Annotated in this window: 18 protein-coding genes; 6 read left to right on the top strand and 12 right to left on the bottom strand. The window is 57.6% G+C overall.

Annotated features, from left to right (window positions below):
• Nucleotides 1–26 precede the first annotated feature (26 nt).
• The 4 genes from AC13D2_RS14920 to AC13D2_RS14905 are packed head-to-tail and all read left to right on the top strand — an operon-like array spanning nucleotide 27 to nucleotide 4,648.
• Nucleotides 27–827 carry a C39 family peptidase gene (locus AC13D2_RS14920; RefSeq protein WP_292049337.1) on the top strand — a complete coding sequence of 267 codons (801 nt, stop codon included), beginning with the start codon at nucleotides 27–29 and terminating at the stop codon, nucleotides 825–827.
• 59 nt (nucleotides 828–886) lie between these two features.
• Nucleotides 887–1,897, top strand: coding sequence for a transporter (locus tag AC13D2_RS14915; protein ID WP_482938853.1), 1,011 nt, complete (start codon nucleotides 887–889; stop codon nucleotides 1,895–1,897).
• Nucleotides 1,898–1,934: 37 nt separating this feature from the next.
• Nucleotides 1,935–3,560, top strand: a complete 1,626-nt coding sequence (locus AC13D2_RS14910) for an OmpP1/FadL family transporter (RefSeq protein ID WP_292049335.1) — start codon at nucleotides 1,935–1,937, stop codon at nucleotides 3,558–3,560.
• A gap of 35 nt (nucleotides 3,561–3,595) precedes the next feature.
• Entirely contained in the window at nucleotides 3,596–4,648 is a 1,053-nt protein-coding gene (locus tag AC13D2_RS14905; protein WP_482938852.1) for a MalM family protein, read from the top strand.
• A 3-nt stretch (nucleotides 4,649–4,651) separates the two neighbouring features.
• On the opposite strand, the gene AC13D2_RS14900 is transcribed toward AC13D2_RS14905, so the two are convergent.
• The 3 genes from AC13D2_RS14900 to AC13D2_RS14890 are packed head-to-tail and all read right to left on the bottom strand — an operon-like array spanning nucleotide 4,652 to nucleotide 7,055.
• The gene (locus tag AC13D2_RS14900) at nucleotides 4,652–5,674 is read right to left on the bottom strand and encodes a polysaccharide deacetylase family protein (RefSeq protein ID WP_482938872.1); all 1,023 of its coding nucleotides are present in this window, start codon (nucleotides 5,672–5,674) and stop codon (nucleotides 4,652–4,654) included.
• 46 nt (nucleotides 5,675–5,720) lie between these two features.
• Nucleotides 5,721–6,383 (bottom strand): DNA-J related domain-containing protein, encoded by a 663-nt coding sequence (locus tag AC13D2_RS14895; protein WP_420388994.1) that lies wholly within the window; start codon nucleotides 6,381–6,383, stop codon nucleotides 5,721–5,723.
• A 27-nt stretch (nucleotides 6,384–6,410) separates the two neighbouring features.
• Complete coding sequence (locus AC13D2_RS14890) at nucleotides 6,411–7,055, bottom strand: TetR/AcrR family transcriptional regulator (protein ID WP_300495805.1); 645 nt, start codon at nucleotides 7,053–7,055, stop codon at nucleotides 6,411–6,413.
• A 74-nt stretch (nucleotides 7,056–7,129) separates the two neighbouring features.
• Between AC13D2_RS14890 and ttcA the strand changes: the two genes are divergently transcribed.
• A complete protein-coding gene (ttcA, locus tag AC13D2_RS14885; protein WP_292049329.1) occupies nucleotides 7,130–8,041 on the top strand; it encodes a tRNA 2-thiocytidine(32) synthetase TtcA in 912 nt (303 codons plus the stop codon).
• Between the two features lie 29 nt (nucleotides 8,042–8,070).
• Here the strand turns inward: ttcA and AC13D2_RS14880 are convergent, their stop codons facing one another.
• The 9 genes from AC13D2_RS14880 to ccoN form a co-directional block, all read right to left on the bottom strand.
• Nucleotides 8,071–8,769 carry a sulfite exporter TauE/SafE family protein gene (locus tag AC13D2_RS14880; protein ID WP_482938851.1) on the bottom strand — a complete coding sequence of 233 codons (699 nt, stop codon included), beginning with the start codon at nucleotides 8,767–8,769 and terminating at the stop codon, nucleotides 8,071–8,073.
• Complete coding sequence (ccoS, locus tag AC13D2_RS14875) at nucleotides 8,769–8,978, bottom strand: cbb3-type cytochrome oxidase assembly protein CcoS (RefSeq protein ID WP_007153689.1); 210 nt, start codon at nucleotides 8,976–8,978, stop codon at nucleotides 8,769–8,771. The genes AC13D2_RS14880 and ccoS overlap by 1 nt, the downstream gene beginning before the upstream one ends.
• Before the next feature lie 54 nt (nucleotides 8,979–9,032).
• Nucleotides 9,033–11,480 (bottom strand): heavy metal translocating P-type ATPase, encoded by a 2,448-nt coding sequence (locus tag AC13D2_RS14870; RefSeq protein ID WP_482938850.1) that lies wholly within the window; start codon nucleotides 11,478–11,480, stop codon nucleotides 9,033–9,035.
• Complete coding sequence (locus AC13D2_RS14865; protein WP_482938849.1) at nucleotides 11,477–11,992, bottom strand: FixH family protein; 516 nt, start codon at nucleotides 11,990–11,992, stop codon at nucleotides 11,477–11,479. The genes AC13D2_RS14870 and AC13D2_RS14865 overlap by 4 nt, the downstream gene beginning before the upstream one ends.
• A gap of 44 nt (nucleotides 11,993–12,036) precedes the next feature.
• The gene (gene ccoG, locus AC13D2_RS14860) at nucleotides 12,037–13,470 is read right to left on the bottom strand and encodes a cytochrome c oxidase accessory protein CcoG (protein WP_286749604.1); all 1,434 of its coding nucleotides are present in this window, start codon (nucleotides 13,468–13,470) and stop codon (nucleotides 12,037–12,039) included.
• Between the two features lie 130 nt (nucleotides 13,471–13,600).
• On the bottom strand, nucleotides 13,601–14,491 hold the full coding sequence (gene ccoP / locus AC13D2_RS14855) for a cytochrome-c oxidase, cbb3-type subunit III (protein WP_041334233.1): 891 nt from the start codon (nucleotides 14,489–14,491) through the stop codon (nucleotides 13,601–13,603).
• Entirely contained in the window at nucleotides 14,488–14,673 is a 186-nt protein-coding gene (locus tag AC13D2_RS14850) for a CcoQ/FixQ family Cbb3-type cytochrome c oxidase assembly chaperone (RefSeq protein ID WP_036205261.1), read from the bottom strand. Before AC13D2_RS14850 ends, ccoP begins: the two co-directional genes overlap by 4 nt.
• 5 nt (nucleotides 14,674–14,678) lie before the next feature.
• A complete protein-coding gene (gene ccoO / locus AC13D2_RS14845; protein ID WP_286749603.1) occupies nucleotides 14,679–15,287 on the bottom strand; it encodes a cytochrome-c oxidase, cbb3-type subunit II in 609 nt (202 codons plus the stop codon).
• Nucleotides 15,288–15,302: 15 nt separating this feature from the next.
• The gene (gene ccoN, locus AC13D2_RS14840; RefSeq protein WP_007153696.1) at nucleotides 15,303–16,733 is read right to left on the bottom strand and encodes a cytochrome-c oxidase, cbb3-type subunit I; all 1,431 of its coding nucleotides are present in this window, start codon (nucleotides 16,731–16,733) and stop codon (nucleotides 15,303–15,305) included.
• A 228-nt stretch (nucleotides 16,734–16,961) separates the two neighbouring features.
• Between ccoN and AC13D2_RS14835 the strand changes: the two genes are divergently transcribed.
• A complete protein-coding gene (locus AC13D2_RS14835; RefSeq protein WP_367191012.1) occupies nucleotides 16,962–17,624 on the top strand; it encodes an alpha/beta family hydrolase in 663 nt (220 codons plus the stop codon).

Here is a 17,624-nt window from a genome sequence, read left to right as displayed (position 1 = left end):
AATAATAACAGGGACTTCGTCTGACCATGCTGCTGGTACTCGCCGGATCCATCCTCACTTTCACCATGGCCCAGGAGGCGGTCGTCGTGGAGCCTTATGAACAGGGCACCATTGTGATTGAGCAGGATTTTGACACCAGCCCCGTTGAGTTGAGAACCGACACCCGCGTTGAACCCCTCGTCGAGCAGAAGTTCCGCAACATTGTTCGTCAGGCCTACGACTACAGCTGCGGCAGTGCCGCGCTGACCACGGTTCTGAACTTTTACCTCGGTAGAAACCTTGGTGAGCGGCAAGTCATGGAGGGGCTGCTTCACTACGGCGAAAGTGAGCGAATCGTCCAGCGCCGCGCTTTTTCGATGCTCGATATGAAGCGCCTGGTCACCGCCCTTGGTTACCCCTCTGGCGGATTTCGCGCCACGATTGATGACCTGATTGATCTCGATCACCCGGCCATCGTGCCCATTCAGCACGCGGGTTTCAAACACTTCGTGGTGCTTCGGACCATTCGCGATGGTCGGGTTTATCTCGCTGATCCGGCGGTCGGCAACATCTCCTTCACGCTCGCCCAGTTTGAGGAGAACTGGGACGACAACGTGCTCTTTATTGTATTCCCCGGCAGTGACAAGCCGCTGGACTATTTGGAATTGAAAGAAGAAGACCTCCGGTTTGTGGATGACCAGACAATGACGCTGTTGGCGTTACAGAAACTACCCGAATTCCATGAATCCACGGAACGCCGGATCAGAAACATGCTGGAGCGCCAGAAGAATAATCCGGACGGCAGCGTTGAGAATACCCGGAAGCAGCTGTTTTACCGGCGCCATTAACGTGCCGGGCGCAAAGCCGGCACACAGGAACCAATACAATTAGAAATAAGGGAGTCAGGATGAATCGTTGGTTAGTGCGAGGTTTTATCCTTTTTTCCGTGACTGGCCTTTTACCAACCATGGCATTGTCGCAGGAAGGAAACGTAGACGAGGCGAGGGAGGCGCTTGCCAGGCAGGAGGGTGATGAGGATTCATCCAAGCAGCTGGAAGAGGTGTTCCAGGCGGCCGAGACCAGCTATTCGTTGCAGAAGAAGGGTACCCACTCCCTCAATTACTCGTTTGACTACTCCTACACCGGTGACCAGCGTCTTGACCTGTCTATTACCGGTGGTTCGGTAGAAAGTCTCGATGTGGTGCCGTCCGCAACTCACAATTTCACCAATGCGTTTTCCTACGATTATGGCCTGCTGGACAACCTGACTGTCGGTGCGCGGATACCCCTGGTGGTTAAATACGATACTCAGGATGAACTGAATATCTACGATTTTGGTGATATATCAGCAACCGCCCGCTGGCAGCCCTTTGCCTATGTTCCGGGCAAGATGTCCACGACGGTTTTCGGCACCTTTACAACCAAGACGGGGGTCAGTCCCTACGAGATTGATATCGACGAGCAGTTGTCCACCGGCAGCGGCTACTATTCGGTTGCCGGCGGCGTAAGTTTCTCAAAGGTGCTGGACCCGGTGGTAGTGTTCGGGTCTACCAGCGCTACCTATAACCTTCCTGAGCGGGACCTCCAGCAAGTCCGGGGCGCCAGGGTGTTGCAGGAACTTGAGCCCGGCTTCGGGCTTTCCGGCTCCGCCGGTTTCGCCTACTCGCTGTCCTACGACATTTCCCTCAGCATCTCCGCCCAGTTGAGTTACAGCGACCAGACCATCCTGTCCTTCAGCGATGGTACTCAGGCCGTTGCTCAGGACCAGATGAGTGGCTTCCTCAGTATGTCGCTGGGTACCCGCGTGAGTGATACCACCATCGTGAACACCAGCCTTGGTATTGGCCTTACCGAAGACGCACCTGATTTCTCGCTGGGCGTGTCCCTGCCCATCCGGTTCTCAGGTCTCAAAGAGTGAGTTCAGCCTCTGACGTTTTACGGGAAGGGAAGATTTCATGGGAATAACCAGCCACAAAAGACAGATTGCCGCTGCCATGATGGCGGCCTCGGTGACCTGTGGTGTCGAGGCGCAGCTGGCGCAGAACCTGACCATCCATCCGAAGGCGCTGGCTCTGGGTAATGCGGTTACAGCCGATCCACCGGGCATTATGGCCATTCATTACAACCCGGCGGGGCTGACCAGGCTGGATGGGCGTCAACTTGAAGTCAACCTGATGAGTGTCTACCTGGACATTGACGCTGATTTTCACGCGCCGGATGGGTACGAGATTTTCGGTATCGACGGCCTGGAGACAGACCCTCTCACCGGTAAGCAGAAAGATCCGGTCGCCAACAAGCACAGTCATACCAACAATGTTGCCCTGTATCTTCCGGGGTTTGGCATATTGCGCGCGCCGCCAGGCCCTGCCATCGCGCCGTCGGCCGGTATCAGCATCAACCCGCCGGGGTCCAAACTGACCTTTGGCAATGCCTTCTACTTGCCGCTGGCCGCCGGTTTCTATCGCGATAAGGACGACCCGGGTCGCTATATGCCACAGGCAACCGCCCTGCAGCGGACAACCTATCTGTCGCCAACCGTTGGGTACAAAATTAACGACGAGTGGTCAGTGGGTGCCGGCATCCATCTGTCGCACATGGGGATTGCCGCGGACCAGTACATGCGTGCGCCCAACATGCTGCTGGGTGTCGCAGAGGTGCTCCAGGACGCGTTCAACTGTGAAAGTGGCGATGAGCCCCTGCAGCCCTGGCTGGCCCTTTGCGGGGGTAATGTCGGTCCCTGGGACGACATTGGTGCCTTGAGCATCAACGTGCAGGAAACCCTGTCACCCACCTACGCGCTGGGTGTGATGTGGGAGCCAACGGAATGGTTCACCTGGGGGGCGAGTTATACCTCGGAAGCCGACATGAACATGAAGGGTACTTTTGAGATCGAGTACACCGACGACTGGTCCGGCTTTTGGCAGAGCGTAAACGGCTCGGTGCTGGGTGCAATCACCTCCGCTATCCTGAGCTTGCCGTCCGGCGCCCCAAGGGAAGCGGGTAACGTCTCCATGGACCTGACGTATCCGCAGCATTTCCAGACTGGCATCAGTGTGGATGTCCATCCCAAGTTGACGGTCAACGTGGATGTGGGCTGGACGGACTACAAACAGTGGGATGCGTTCGTATTCCGGTTTGATCGTAACCTGGAGTTCCTGAACGCCGCGCGGATCCTGTCACCACAGAACGCCACTTCCAACACCCTGAGATTGCCGCTGGGCTTCACTGATCAATGGAACTGGGGCTTCGGGCTGGAGTTTCACGCCTCTTCGCGCCTTGATTTGCGGGCCGGCATGGAAATTCGCGACTCTGTCATTCCGGACGACCAGCGCCAAATCATGGCGCCGTTCGGTGGCGCAAATCTCTACAGTGTTGGCATGGGTTACCAGTGGGACAAGGATACCGAGATCGACATGAACCTGAGCTATCTGCACTCAGTGGAAACAATTCCAGCCAACGGTAGCTGTAACTTAAACTGTGACAACATAACCAATATCATTTACAACCCTTATGCGGGGCTGGATGTGAAGACATCACTGCGGGTTGTGATGGCGGGTCTCAGTTTCCGTACCAAATTCTGACGCGAATGCGCTTGCGAACAGGGTGTTGTGCCCCGATGCCGAAAAGCCGTTTTATGGTTGTTGCCTGCTTGGCGCTGGTGCTGCATGGTTGCCAGTTGTCAGGCTCCGATTCGTCCGGAAGCCGTGAAGGCTATTTTACCTGGGTGGACGAGCAGGGGCGGGTACGTCATTCGCCGATACCGCAGAGTTCCGGTGACAGGGATGGGGGCGAGAGCACGGAAGCAAAGGGCGACGGTGCTTCCCGGGCCAGCGCTGTCGAACCAACACCGGCCGGCGACACCTCGTCTGGCGGATATCACGAAGAGTACAACCTCGAGAACTATCCTGATGGCAATCAGCTTGAAAAAGATGGCTATGTTCGTCCGGGCGAACCCAAGCCCTATTTCACCTGGCGGGACGCTCAGGGCAACATTCGTGTCAGCTATTACCAGCCGGATACCCGCACCGCTGTCGAGAAGGGGCGTATCAAGCCGCCGATTCAACTGACGGAGGCCAGTATCCACCAGCCGGGGGAAACAATCGGGCCGCCGGGCCTGCCGGAAGATGCTGACCCCGAAGCCATGGCAGTCCTGGGAATTGATCCCGGAGAGGAGAGCTTTTTCCAGCAATGGGCAGGGCAATGCTGTCAGGCGCTGGAACGGTCGGAGCCAGAGCAATGGCAGGAAGGTCGTGAATTCGGAGTTTCAATGGGTGACAACGCCCCGCGCCATTCGTTCAGCACGGGTGACAGCCACTACCGCTTGGTCAGGCTGCCGCCGGCGGAGCAAACTACCGATTTCATCCTCCACCTCAGGTCGTTCAACCACGAAGGAATGTTTGTGCCCTCAGTGGCGTTTCTTGATGCCTCGTTCGCCCCGGTTCGAATCGTGACCGATCTGGTGGCCAGCTATGTTCCTGAATCCTGGTATCAGTACGGCTACCTTCACGCTTACATTCCGGTGTTTCCGAGCCGGGGTGAGCGTTGGATGGTGATCTTCACCCGCGAGGCGGATCTGGCGGGGCAGACGGTTATTGAGGGCAAGTACGGGCCTAAGGCCATCCCTCACACCCGTACCGGTGAACTCAGTCTCTCCCGCGCTGGCGAGTGACGTTCAGTCTTCCGGCTGGCTCAGGTCCAGCCATTGCTGTGACAGCCAATAATAGCTGCCATCGGGGGCCGGATGGGTGCAGTTGTAGCGAAAGCGACGGCTGTTAAAGCTTTTCGGCGCCTGCAGAATGACTCTGTCCCCACCTGATACCTGGAAGTCTACCCGCCCCTGGCCGGAGGCAAAGCAGCTCAGTCGGTCCACGTTGATGGTTTCCGGTACGGAAAACGAGAGGGTGGGCGGGTTCTCTGAGATAATGCCGTCCGGCAGTTGGCTGGCATCGACCGGCAGCGCCTTGCTGCGTAATTTGTCTTCAAGGCTGTTTAGTTGTCCGTAGGCGTTCGCCACCGGGAATCGGGGCAAACGTGTGACGGCGGAAGTCTCCCCGATGGCGCCGGATTGCTGTCCAAAGCCGAGCCAGCCGCGTGCCTCAATCTTGCGTAATAACGCGTCGTCAAACTCACCGTAGGGATAGGCAAACATCGGAACGTTGGTCCCCAGTTTTTCGGAGAGTGTTTCCTGGGCGCCGTCCAGGCTGCGATCGACACGTGCCTCCCAGTCGCTATCGGATTCACCAGGGCGTTTCGCGAGGTGGCCGTGGTCCCTGCTGTGGTTGGCGATGGTCACGCCGTCGCGGTCTCCGACTTCCTGCAACTGATCCCAGGTCATATAGCCATGGCTGCCCACTGCCTCGGTATTGACGAATATGGTGTACTCATACCCCCGCTCTTGCAGGGCTGGCGCCGCGTGTGAATAGACGGATTCGTAGGCATCATCAAAGGTGATGGCAATCTGGGACCTGTCGCTCAGCTCACCCGCCAGTGCTGCGCGGGTCCCCGATTCAAGCGGAACGACCTCCAGTCCGAGGCCTTCAATCATATCCAACTGCCCCTGGAACAGGGATATCGAGGTACTGGTGGATGACGGTGTCGAGTCACTGACATGGTGGTACTGAAGCACTACCAGATCGGCATTGGCAGTCAACGCGAACGCGGTGATCGGCAAGAGCAGGAGAGATCGGGTTATCATTCTTTGTGCCATTGGAGTGTCCTAGAAATCGGGAAAACTGGTGCAATCAGGTCCGAAAATGTGCCTTGAGCACGGCGAAGGCCTGGTTCAGGTCCTGGATGGTTTCGGTTTCACCACCCCGGTCCGGATGCGCCTGCATAACTGCCCGCCGGAAGCGTTGTTTGATGTCGTCGAAGCCAGGCGGAACGGACTCAAAACCGAGGATTTCTGCGGCTTCTGTCACCTCTTTGGCGGCGGGTCGGTTGCCACTTCGCCCGGCCCAGAAATCGTCCATCATCCGGTTTATGGCGTCTTCCGGCAGTTCGTACTTGGACAGGTCCAGGTAAAAATTCCGCAGTTCGTCCATGCTGTCGGGCACACCTGCGCCTGCAACCACAGAGCTCTTCCGGAGTTGGATCACCAATGGCGAAATGGTCAGGGTTTCGCCGCCGGTGGCGAGCTGATCCCGTAGCCGGTACAGCACATGGAACAGCAGGAAATGAACCGGATAGAGCTTGTCCGGTTCACCAAAGTTAACCTCACTGATCAGCTCCCAGGGCGGCTTTTGCAGGGTTTTGATAAGGCCCAGTTCGTTGATTCCGGCTGGGTGCCGACGAAGGATATGCTCAGTGGCAACCAGCAGATGCTGAATCTGAAAGTTTAGCGTCTCATTGGGAGCGTCAGCATCCAGTGCCGTTGCGCCCTGTGTTGCGGTATCAGGTTGATTCATGTCCCAATGTTAGGCGAGAGGGCGCCGTTACGGAAGAGGCATGTCCCGCTCCAGCCCCTTCAGAAACAGGTTGGTCGCAAACCGGGTGGCGTTCCTGGCTTCGGCCTCAGCCTCGGCGGGCCGGTTGTGGGCGCGGTAGGCCAGGCGCAGGCTAAGCTCGTAACCCACACCGAAAAAGGCAGCGCACAGGTATTCTTCGTCCATCTTCGGCAACAGGCCGCGTTCAACCGCGTTTTTGATATCGTCCTCGAGGGAGAGCATGGCAAGCCCGAGAATGTCCGAGCCGAACAGTTCACGAATGGCACGGTCGTTACGATGCGCGAGCTCGTAAACCAATGGGTCGCTGGCGGTGGCCCGGAACAGCGACAGATACGCAAAGTAGATGAAGTCTTCGGCAGAACTGGCGGCCTTTCGGCATTCAGCGAGATTGTGATTCAGGCCACTTAAAAAGTCTGCCAGCAGGGCGGCGAAAATGTCCTGCTTGCTGGAAAAATAGTTGTAGAACGTGCCTGCCGCCAGGCCAGTGCGGCGTACGATATCGCGGATGGTGGAGTTGTCGTATCCGCGTTCGCGGAAGCATTCCCGCGCTGCGTCAAGTATGGCACTGCGATTGCGAATACGGTTGAATTCGCGTTTACCAGTGGCTTCCGATTTTGTGTCTAACATATCCATGTCTGTATCCTGTCCCTGGAACTTTTGCACGCGTATAATCCGACGCTCACTGACCTTATGAACGACGTTTTCCTATGCCCGAAGCTATAACCGCCAACTCCGAAACCGCCCAGGCTCCTGAAGCGGAGCGCAAGCAGAAACTGGAACTGAACAAGCTGCAGAAGCGCCTGCGCCGGGAAATGGGGCAGGCGATTGCTGATTTCTCGATGATCGAAGCGGGTGATAAAGTCATGTGCTGCCTGTCTGGTGGCAAGGACTCGTACGCCATGCTCGATATCCTTCAGAATCTTCAGAAAAGCGCGCCGGTGCGCTTCGAGCTGATTGCCGTGAACCTGGACCAGAAGCAGCCCGGCTTCCCGGAGGAGGTGCTGCCTGAATACCTTTCGGCTCTTGATATTGAGTATCACATCATCGAGAAGGACACCTACAGTATTGTTAAGGAAAAAGTGCCGGAAGGGAAGACCACCTGCGGACTTTGTTCCCGCCTACGTCGTGGAATTCTCTATAATTTTGCGGAAGAACACGGTGTTACCAAGATTGCTTTGGGGCACCACCGGGATGATCTTCTGGAAACGCTGTTCCTGAATATGTTTTACGGTGGCAAGCTGAAATCCATGCCACCGGTTCTTCACAGTGACGACGGTCGGAACACGGTGATTCGTCCGTTGGCGTACAGTCGGGAGAAAGACATTGCGCGCTATGCTCGCTTGCGCGAGTTCCCGATCATTCCCTGCAATCTCTGTGGCTCTCAGGAGAACCTGCAACGACAGGTGATCAAGGACATGTTCCAGACCTGGGACAAGCAGCACCCGGGGCGCCTGGAAACCATGTTCCGGGCCATGTGTAACGTTGAGCCGTCACACCTCGCCGATACCTCCCTGTATAACTTCCGCGAGGGTCATCGCCATTCTGCGCCGGGCCAAAGTGCCGGGACTGTCGAGCCGCAAACACCTGATTTCGGACGGTTGGATGTGCTCAATATCTGACCGGTTCGAGCCAGCAGTCCGGCCCTTGCCTATCCGTGACCTGTATGCAGAAGGGCGGTGACAGGAAGGGTCCAGATACCGAAACCGATCAGCAGTAGCCCGGCGATCTGCCGGAAGTGTTGGTGTTCCCGCAGTTTTCGTATCCAGGTGGCGGCGTAACCGGTGGCCAGCATGGACGGCAGAGTGCCGAGGCCGAAGAACAACATGGTGGTGGCGGCGCTACCCACCGAGGGTTGCAGGGCGGCCCAGCCCAGGGTGCTGTAGACCAGCCCGCAGGGCAGCCAGCCCCAGAGCGCGCCGAGGACGAGCGCCTGGTGGAAATGATGCACCGGGAGCACCCGAGCGGTGAGCGGTGATAGCCGTTTCCAGACCGGGGCGCCGATGCGCTCCACGTAGCGGATGCCTTGCCACCACTGCCCCATGGACAGTCCCATCAGGATCAGCAGGATCCCCGCCATTGTTCGAAGTATCGGGCCAAGTTGTGTCCAATAGGCCGAGGCGCTGGTGCTCAGCAGCGCGATCAGGGCGGCAATCGCCGCATAGCTGCCAATCCGACCGCCATTGAAGGCGAGCAGCATACCGGTCTGGCGAACACGAAAGCCCCGGCCAACAGGCAGTGCCATGGACAGGGATGCGCTGATCCCTCCGCACATACTCAGGCAATGGGTGCTGCCGAGCAGACCAATCAGGAAGGCACTGGAGTAACTCAGGTAAAGTTCTTCGCCCATCAGGATTTGTGGCTGTCGCCCGGTTCCTCGGCAGAGTTGGCATCCTGCTTGGGCTGTTTGGCGTCGTCCGGGATCATGTCTTTGTCATCGTCATAAAGGATGCGATGGGCCGGTCCATCAAGGTCATCGTACTGGCCGTTCTTGACGGCCCAGGAGAACAGCAGGATGCCTAGTGCCACCAGGATCAGCATGACCGGAACCAGGATCATTACGATTTGCACAGGGCTACCTCAGACGTATTGGGTGATTCAGTGTTCACGGTATCAGGACGTTGCTTCGGCGCCAACCGCCGGGGTTGGGGGTGCCGGGTTGCCTCGCTGCCTACCAAGCCGCATGGCATTGAGTACCACCACCAGTGAGCTAAGGGACATGCCAATAGCCGCCAGCCAGGGTGGCACCAGGCCTGCTGCTGCCAGGGGCAGGGCGCAGACGTTGTAGGCCAGTGCCCAGGCCATGTTCTGGCGGATGACGCGGCGTGTGTCCTGGCCGGCTTTCAGGGCTTCGGACAGCTGCGTTAACTGCCCGCTCAACAGCACTGCATCGGCCTTGAGCTGGGTCAGGTCGGCAGCGCTTCCCATGGCCACGGACACACCGGCACCGGCCATGGAGGGCAAGTCGTTGAGGCCATCACCCACCATCATGATGTGGTGGCCCTGGTCGCGGAGGTTCTCCAGTACGCGGAGTTTCTCTTCCGGTGAGGCCTGGCCGATGGCTTCGTCAATGCCGAGTCTGCCCGCTATCTGCTCAACGTGTCCTGAGCGGTCACCGCTGAGCAGGATGGTGCGCAGTCCTGCATTTTGCAGGGCCTGGACGGCCTCTTTTGCATCCAGCCTGGGTTCGTCGTCCAGTGTGAACCGGGCCAGCCATTCGTGGCGCGTGGCCAGCCATATCTCGATGCCATGGGAGGTGTCGGCTTCCGGCGCCGGGCTTCCCACCTTCTCTTCCACAAAGTCCCGGTGACCAATATAGAGGGGAGCCCCGTCTACCTGTCCCGAGAGACCACCGCCCAAGTGGTTTTTTACCTGCCTGGCGGTGTCACCGGATATCTGGTGGAATACCCTGGCGATAGGATGTTCCGAGTGTTTCTCCAGGCCGGCTGCCAGTTGCCGGCACCGATCCGCATCAAGGTTACCGAAGGTTCGGGTATCCAACAGGCTGAGCTCACCTCGGGTCAGGGTACCGGTTTTATCGAAAATCACCGTGTCGATGGTGTTCAGGGATTCGAGAGTGTGTCCGCGTGTCGGAAGGAAGCCCAGCTTGCGGAGCCTCATGGTCGCCGACGTTATCGCGGTTGGAGTGGCGAGTGACAGGGCGCAGGGGCAAGTCACCACCAATACCGAGAGCGTAATGTCGAAGGCATTATCGGCGCCGGCCAGCCACCAGCCAATCCAGATGATTGGGGCCAGGATCAGCACACGGCTGACAAACACGCCGGCAATTCGATCGGCCGCGAGCGCAACGGGCGGCTTCTCAGCCTGCACCCGATCCAGCACCCGCAAAATGCCGGACAGTCTGGTCTGTGTGCCGGCACGGCGGACCTCAATGTCCAACGGGTTCTCGCCGTTGATGCTGCCAGCATGGACGGGGTCACCCTCACTGCGGGTTTCTGGCAGATATTCACCGGTTAACGCCGCTTCGTTAAGGGTGGAGTTGCCGCTGACGATGACGCCGTCTGCGGGCAATGTCTCGCCGGGCCGGATGCGAATAATGTCGCCGGCAGCCAGGTCATGGGTGGCCACAATGTCACTGCCGTTCCCCTGAATGCGATTGGCGACCATGGGCTGGAAACCGGCCAGTGCGTTACCTGTCAGCCCGGCGCGGTAACGGGCCTGCATTTCGATGTAGCGGCCAAGCTGCAGGAAAAAGGTGAACATGCAGACAGACTCGAAATAGACTTCCTCGCCGCCAAACACCGTCACCCAGGCGCTGGCAATATAGGCCAGGCCAATTGCCGTGGCCACCGGCACGTCCATGGTCAGGTGGCGGCTGCGAATATCCCTGAACGCGTTAGCGAAGAAAGGGCGAGCGCTATAGAACACAACGGGGGTGGCGACCAGAAGGCTGAACCAGCGGAAAAAACTGACAAACTCTGGCGACAGGTCATTCACCAGCTCGAAATACAGCGGAAAGGCCAGCATCATGCTCTGGAACGAGCCTATGCCCGCGACGGCAAGGCGGATCAACGCGGAGCGATGTTCGGCTTTTAGAGCCTTTTCGGCCTCATCGGCCTGATAGGGGCGGGCACGATAGCCCAATTCATGGACGGCAATCAGTAACTGGCTGAGTCTGGAGTGCTCCGGGTTCCAGACCAGCCGCGCGCGTTGGGTGCTGTGATTGACGGAAAATGACACCACGCCCGGTTGCCTGGCCATGTGGTTCTCCAGCAACCATATGCAAGCAGCACAGGTGATGCCGCTTACCAGCAATGTGGCTTCCTGGCCTGCGGTAACGGGAGAGACAAACGACTTCTGAACCAGGGGGTGATCCACTTCAAGGATCCGGTTCCGCTCGGAATCGCTGAGTGCCTTCGGAGTGACCGCCGGCTCGGTACGGAACTGGTAGAACCCGGTTAACCCTTCGGCACGAATGGTCTCACAGACCGCCTTGCAACCAAGACAGCAGAAGTGTCGCAACGCCCCTTCGAGTTCCAGGGTGATGGCTGGTGCTCCGAGTGCCGGTTCACCACAATGATAACAATCCAAGGGGGTCACCCGCGGTCTTCTGTGACCGCACTGAGGCTCAGGGAGCGTTGCGATGGCAGGCTGGACTCACCCTTCAGTCGCCATTGGTTGTCGGGGCCACGCAGGTCAAAATACCAGCGGCCTTCAATCGGCTGATTCAGCGTGGCGCTGTACAGCCCCTCTCCGATCGACCGGAACTGTATGGTGCGGTCGTACTCCGACATGGTCGGGTGATACAGGCTCAGTATCAGGTAAGGGTAGTTTGCAGGACCGGTGGCAGTATCCATGGAGAGAGTGATTTCCCGTTCGCCAAATGTCATATCTGCCGTCAGGCCCAGGTCCTCGGCTTTCTGGTCGCGAGCGATCGCCATGTTGATCCCGCGACCTTCCTTGGAATAGTCATCGGTTACCATGGAGTTGTCGGTATTTATCGCGACTGTGATGGCAATGGAGCACCAGATGATAGCGGCGCCGGGGAATATCAGCAGAAACCACAGCCAGGGTTGCCGGTACCAGGGAATGATGGGTGCGTTTTCATTCATAGTGCTGTCTCTCAAGGCTGGTTTCCCTGATTGGTGTCAGGGAATCAGCGATTTGGGCCGACAAACCGGCTTTCGGTTTCAAGAACGAGCGATTCATCGGATTGTGATTCAAGCGTGAAGACAATGGCATTGTTGCTTTCCGAGATGTTCTCGGGTGCGACATCCACCACCGTCGGCAGTGCCCGGTTTTCACTGCTCGCCACGGTCAGGGTGTTCTCGGTCAGCAGCCGGATGCCTTCCAGGCCTGAAACCGAAATCGTAAAGGTTTGCGGCACCTCCGACATGTTGTCGACCTTCAGCGTGTAGGTGTTCTCTACCCGGCCTTCACCGTTAAAGCTGAAGAGGGCGCCTCGATCCCTCAGGACATCGAGTTGCGCCGGAACCCGGGTGGCAATTGTGAATACAATCGCGCCAATCATTAGCAACAGTACCAACCCGTAACCAAAGGTGCGTGGCCTCATCAGCTTCGAGGTCTTGCCTTCCAGTTCGTTTTCAGTGGTATAGCGAATCAGGCCGCGCGGATATTCCATCTTGTCCATGATCTCGTCACAGGCATCAATGCACAGCGCGCAGCCAATGCACTCGTACTGCAGCCCATCGCGAATGTCGATGCCGGTAGGGCATACCTGAACGCACTGCCCGCAGTCGATGCAGTCACCGAGACCCAGTTCCGAAGGTTCAGTGCCTTTCTTGCGTCCGCCGCGGGGTTCTCCCCGGTTGGGGTCATAGGACACCACACGGGTGTCGGGGTCGAACATGACGGACTGGAAGCGGGCGTAGGGGCACATGTAGAGGCATACCTGCTCACGTAGCCAACCCGCGTTCAGATAGGTGGCAGCCGTAAAGAAAGCCACCCAGAAATAGGCCCAACCGTTGGCCTGCAGGGTGAACAGGTCACTGATGAGTTCACGGATGGGGTAGAAGTAACCCACGAAGGTCAGGCCGGTGGCCAGTGCAATCAGTAGCCACGCGGAATGCTTTACGGATTTCTTGACAATTTTCTCGGCGGAACGGGGCGCCTTGTCCAGTTTCATCCGCTTATTGCGGCTGCCCTCTATACGCTCCTCCACCCACATGAATATAAACGTCCAAACGGTTTGAGGGCATGTGTAGCCACACCACACCCGACCAAACAGCGTGGTGACAAAGAACAGGCCGAAAGCAGCGATGATCAGCATACCCGACAGCAGGATGAAATCCTGGGGATAGAATGTGGTTCCGTAGAGGTGGAATTCCCGGGCCGGGAGATCGAAAAGAATCAGGGGCTGACCATCCACGGTAAACCAGACAAACAGGAAGTACATGCCCATAAGGGCTGTCAGGCTGATATTCCGGATACGCTGAAAGAAGCCATTCTTGACCCCTTTGACGTAGATCTTTTTGCGGCTGGCGTATAGCTCGACAGTTCCGGTGTTTTTATTGTTGTCGGAGGTGTCAGAGGATGGGTCAATCTGTTTGACCGGAATCTCACTGCTCATCGTTACCTCCCGATGATGTGGCGCCCTCATTCACAGCTGACTGTGGGCAGGCGATCTTCTCAAGCCTTGGCCAGCAGCTGCAGGCCAAGGCTTGAGAAGACCTGGCCGGGACAGAATCCCGGCCGATTACTCAGTTGGACAGGCTGTAGACGTACGCAGCCAGAATCTGGATCTGGTCGTCGGAGAGCCGGTCGCCCTGTGCGGGCATCTGGTTCGCACGACCGTTCACCACGGTTTCCTTGATCCACTCGTAGGTGGAGCCGTACAGCCAGGTATTGTCGGTGAGGTTCGGAGCGCCCATGGCCTGGTTGCCCTTGCCGTCCTGACCGTGACAGGCCACACAGGCCTGTGCGAATACCTGCTCACCCTTGGCAGCGGCTTCCTCGTCCTTTGCCCGGTCGCTGAAACTGAGCACGTAGTTAACAACCTGGTCAACCTGCTCAGAGGTCATACCCGGCATGGTGCCCTTGGCGGGCATGTTGCCGTTACGACCCTGGTGCAGAGTGGTCAGGATGGTGTCCGGGTCGCCGCCATACAGCCAGTCGTCATCCGTCAGGTTGGGAAACCCGAGGGAACCACGCCCGGCGGAGCCATGGCAGACGGCACAGTTATTGGCGAACAGCCGCTGGCCCATCTTCATGGCATCGTCGTTCTCAGCCAGTTCGGCCACCGGTGTGTCACCGAACTTGGCGTAGAGCTCGCCGTAACGGGCATCGGCCTGCTGCATTTCGGCCTGCCACTGGTTCTCCGCAGTCCACCCCAACAGACCCTTGTAGTTACCCAGGCCCGGGTACAGGGCGAGATAGCCCAGTGCGAAAACACAGGTCGCGATAAAGAGATAGTACCACCACTTGGGCAGCGGGTTGTCGTATTCCTCAATGCCATCGAACGAATGACCAACGGTTTTGTTGGTTTCAGTATCGGTGGTCTGGCCCTTGCGGGTGGCATACAGAAGCCACCAACAGCCAAACACGGTACCGAGCACGATCACGCTGATCCAGATGCTCCAGAAGGTACTCATTGCTTTTTCTCCGTTTGTTCCTGTTCAAGAGTACGCTTTTCCACGTCGTCATCCTCGAAGGGCAGATGGGCCGCCTCGTCATTGGGCTTCTTCCGGTGGGCGCTGTAGGCCCACCAGATGATGCCAAGGAACATGGCCATAATGACCAGTGAGTGAATGCCACGTAACTCGTTAATATCCATGGGGATCACCGTTTATCTGAAATCACGGTACCAAGCTGCTGCAGGTACGCCACCAGGGCTTCGATTTCGAATTTGCCCCTGACTTCGTCGGGCGCACCGGCAACCTGCTCGTCGGTATAGGGCACGCCCAGAGTCTGGAGTGTTTCCAGCTTGGACTCGGTGCTGGTGTGATCAATACGATTTTCGAACAGCCACGGGAAAGCGGGCATGTTGGATTCAGGCACTACGCTGCGGGGATCGTACAGGTGCTGGCGCTGCCAGGCATCGGAGTAGCGACCACCGACACGGGCCAGATCAGGACCGGTGCGCTTGGAGCCCCACAGGAACGGACGGTCGTAGACGAACTCGCCCGCAACGGAGTAGTGGCCGTAGCGCTCGGTTTCCGCGCGGAACGGACGGATTTGCTGAGTGTGGCAGACGTGACAGCCTTCACGGATGTAGATGTCCCGGCCTTCCAGTTCCAGTGCCGACAGGGGTTCAAGGCCTTCAACCGGCTCGTTGGTCTCGTCCAGGAAGAACAGTGGAACCACTTCTGCCAGGAACCCACCACTGATGGTGAAGATGATCAGTACGATCATCAGCCCCAGGTTCTTTTCAACAATTTCGTGTTTCATTGATTCTGTCTCCCGTTACGCCGCTTGCGCTGCTGTATTGTCCTGAGCAACGGCTTCTTTCTGACGCACGGTCATGTAAACGTTGTATGCCATTACCAGCATACCGGTCAGGAAAATCACACCGCCAAGGAACCGCACGAAATAGCCTGATTCGGACGCTTCAAGGGCTTCGACAAAGCTGTATGTCAGGGTTCCGTCTTCGTTGACGGCGCGCCACATAAGCCCCTGCATGATGCCGTTCACCCACATGGCAACGATGTAAAGTACGGTGCCCACGGTGGCCAGCCAGAAGTGGACGTTGATCAGGCTGACGCTGTACATGGCCTGAAGGCCCCACAGCTTGGGAATCAGGTGGTAGATGGCGCCGATACTGATCATCGCAACCCAGCCCAAGGCACCGGAGTGTACGTGGCCAATGGTCCAGTCCGTGTTGTGTGACAGCGCGTTAACCGTCTTGATGGCCATCATCGGGCCTTCAAACGTGGACATGCCATAGAATGACAGAGACACCACGAGGAAGCGGAGGATCGGGTCGGTACGCAGTTTGTGCCAGGCACCCGACAGCGTCATCATGCCGTTGATCATGCCACCCCAGGAAGGTGCGAGCAGAATCAGTGACATCACCATTCCCGCGGTCTGGGCCCAGTCCGGCAGTGCCGAGTAGTGCAGGTGGTGGCCACCCGCCCATACGTAGGTCGCAATCAGCGCCCAGAAGTGAACGATGGAGAGACGATAGGAATAGATCGGGCGGTTGGCCTGTTTGGGAACAAAGTAATACATCATTCCCAGAAAGCCTGCGGTCAGGAAGAAACCGACCGCGTTATGGCCCCACCACCACTGCATCATCGCGTCTGTCACGCCTGCATAGGCGGAGTAGGATTTGAAGGCACCCGCTGGTAAGGCCAGGTTGTTACCGATGTGCAGAATGGCCACGGTCAGGATAAAACCGCCGTAGAACCAGTTGGCCACATAGATGTGGGCAGTGGCGCGCCGCATGATTGTGCCAAAGAAAACCAGTGCGTAGGACACCCAGACAATGGCGATAAGGATATCAATTGGCCATTCGAGTTCCGCGTATTCCTTGGAAGACGTGAGGCCCATTGGCAGGGTGATGATCGCCGCGACCATCACGGCTTGCCAGCCCCAGAAGGTGAACGCCGCGAGTCCATCGGAGATCAGTCGCGCCTGACAGGTACGCTGAACAACGTAATAGGAGGTGGCAAACAGTGCCGAACCACCAAACCCGAAGATGACGAGGTTTGTGTGGAGCGGCCGTAAACGACCGAAGTGAGTCCAGGAGAAATCCAGGTTCATCGAGGGCCAAACAAGCTGGGATGCGATCAGCACACCCATGCCCATGCCAACAATGCCCCAGACCAACGTCATGATGGCAAACTGTCTTACCACCTTGTAGTTGTATGTCAGGTTAGCATTTACTGTGCTCATAGCCTTACCAATGGGTTTAGAGTGGGGAAAATATGCGGGCGCAAGTATGGAGAAACGATTAGCTGTTTGCAATGACGTAGATCAACTCTGAAACTCTGTCAACTGTGTCTAAATCAGTAACATGGCGAATCTACAAGGGTAATCATGAATGCTCCAAAAGCGGTTTTTGATGTTCGGTTGATGCGTTGCTTCCCGGAACACTAATGATAGTCATAATTCGGAGGTTTGGTGAATTCTGTAACTGTATTCAAAACCAGGGCGCAAGATAGTGTGACCGCGCCGGTGCTTGTCCTTGCGCATGGCGCAGGCGCACCCGCCGATTCGCCGTTCATGGAGCTCCTGGCGGCAGCGCTGTCGGCGCAGGGCGTGACGACCGTCAGGTTTGAGTTCCCCTATATGGAGAAGCGACGGGAGGATGGCAAAAAGCGGCCACCGGACCGCCAGCCAACCCTGCTTGGGCATTTCCGCAGGGTAATTGCGGATACTTGCGCCGGAGCCGATGGTCAGGCCGGGGTTTTTGTCGGTGGCAAGTCCATGGGGGGGCGAATGGCCAGCATTCTGGCGGCGGAGCCTGGTATTGATGACGCGGTTCGTGGTGCCGTGTGTTTTGGCTATCCCTTTCACCCTCCTGGCAAAAATGACCGGTGGCGGACGGATCATTTCCAGTCGCTGTGCCGGCCAATACAGATCATTCAGGGGACACGGGACCCTTTTGGAAAACAAGCAGAAGTTGAGGCGCGTGACTTCGACGTGCTGGACAACGTGAACCTGGTTTGGCTGGAAGGCGGAGACCACGATTATCGGCCCCTGGCGCGGCAGAGTGAGAGCCGGGAAGACCTGATTCAGCAGGCGGCGGCAACAGCTGCAAGGTTTATGACCGGGCAGGAGTGA

The sequence above is a fragment of the Marinobacter sp. B-12 genome, assembly GCF_056857915.1.
This window is presented reverse-complemented; position numbering and strand designations above follow the sequence as displayed.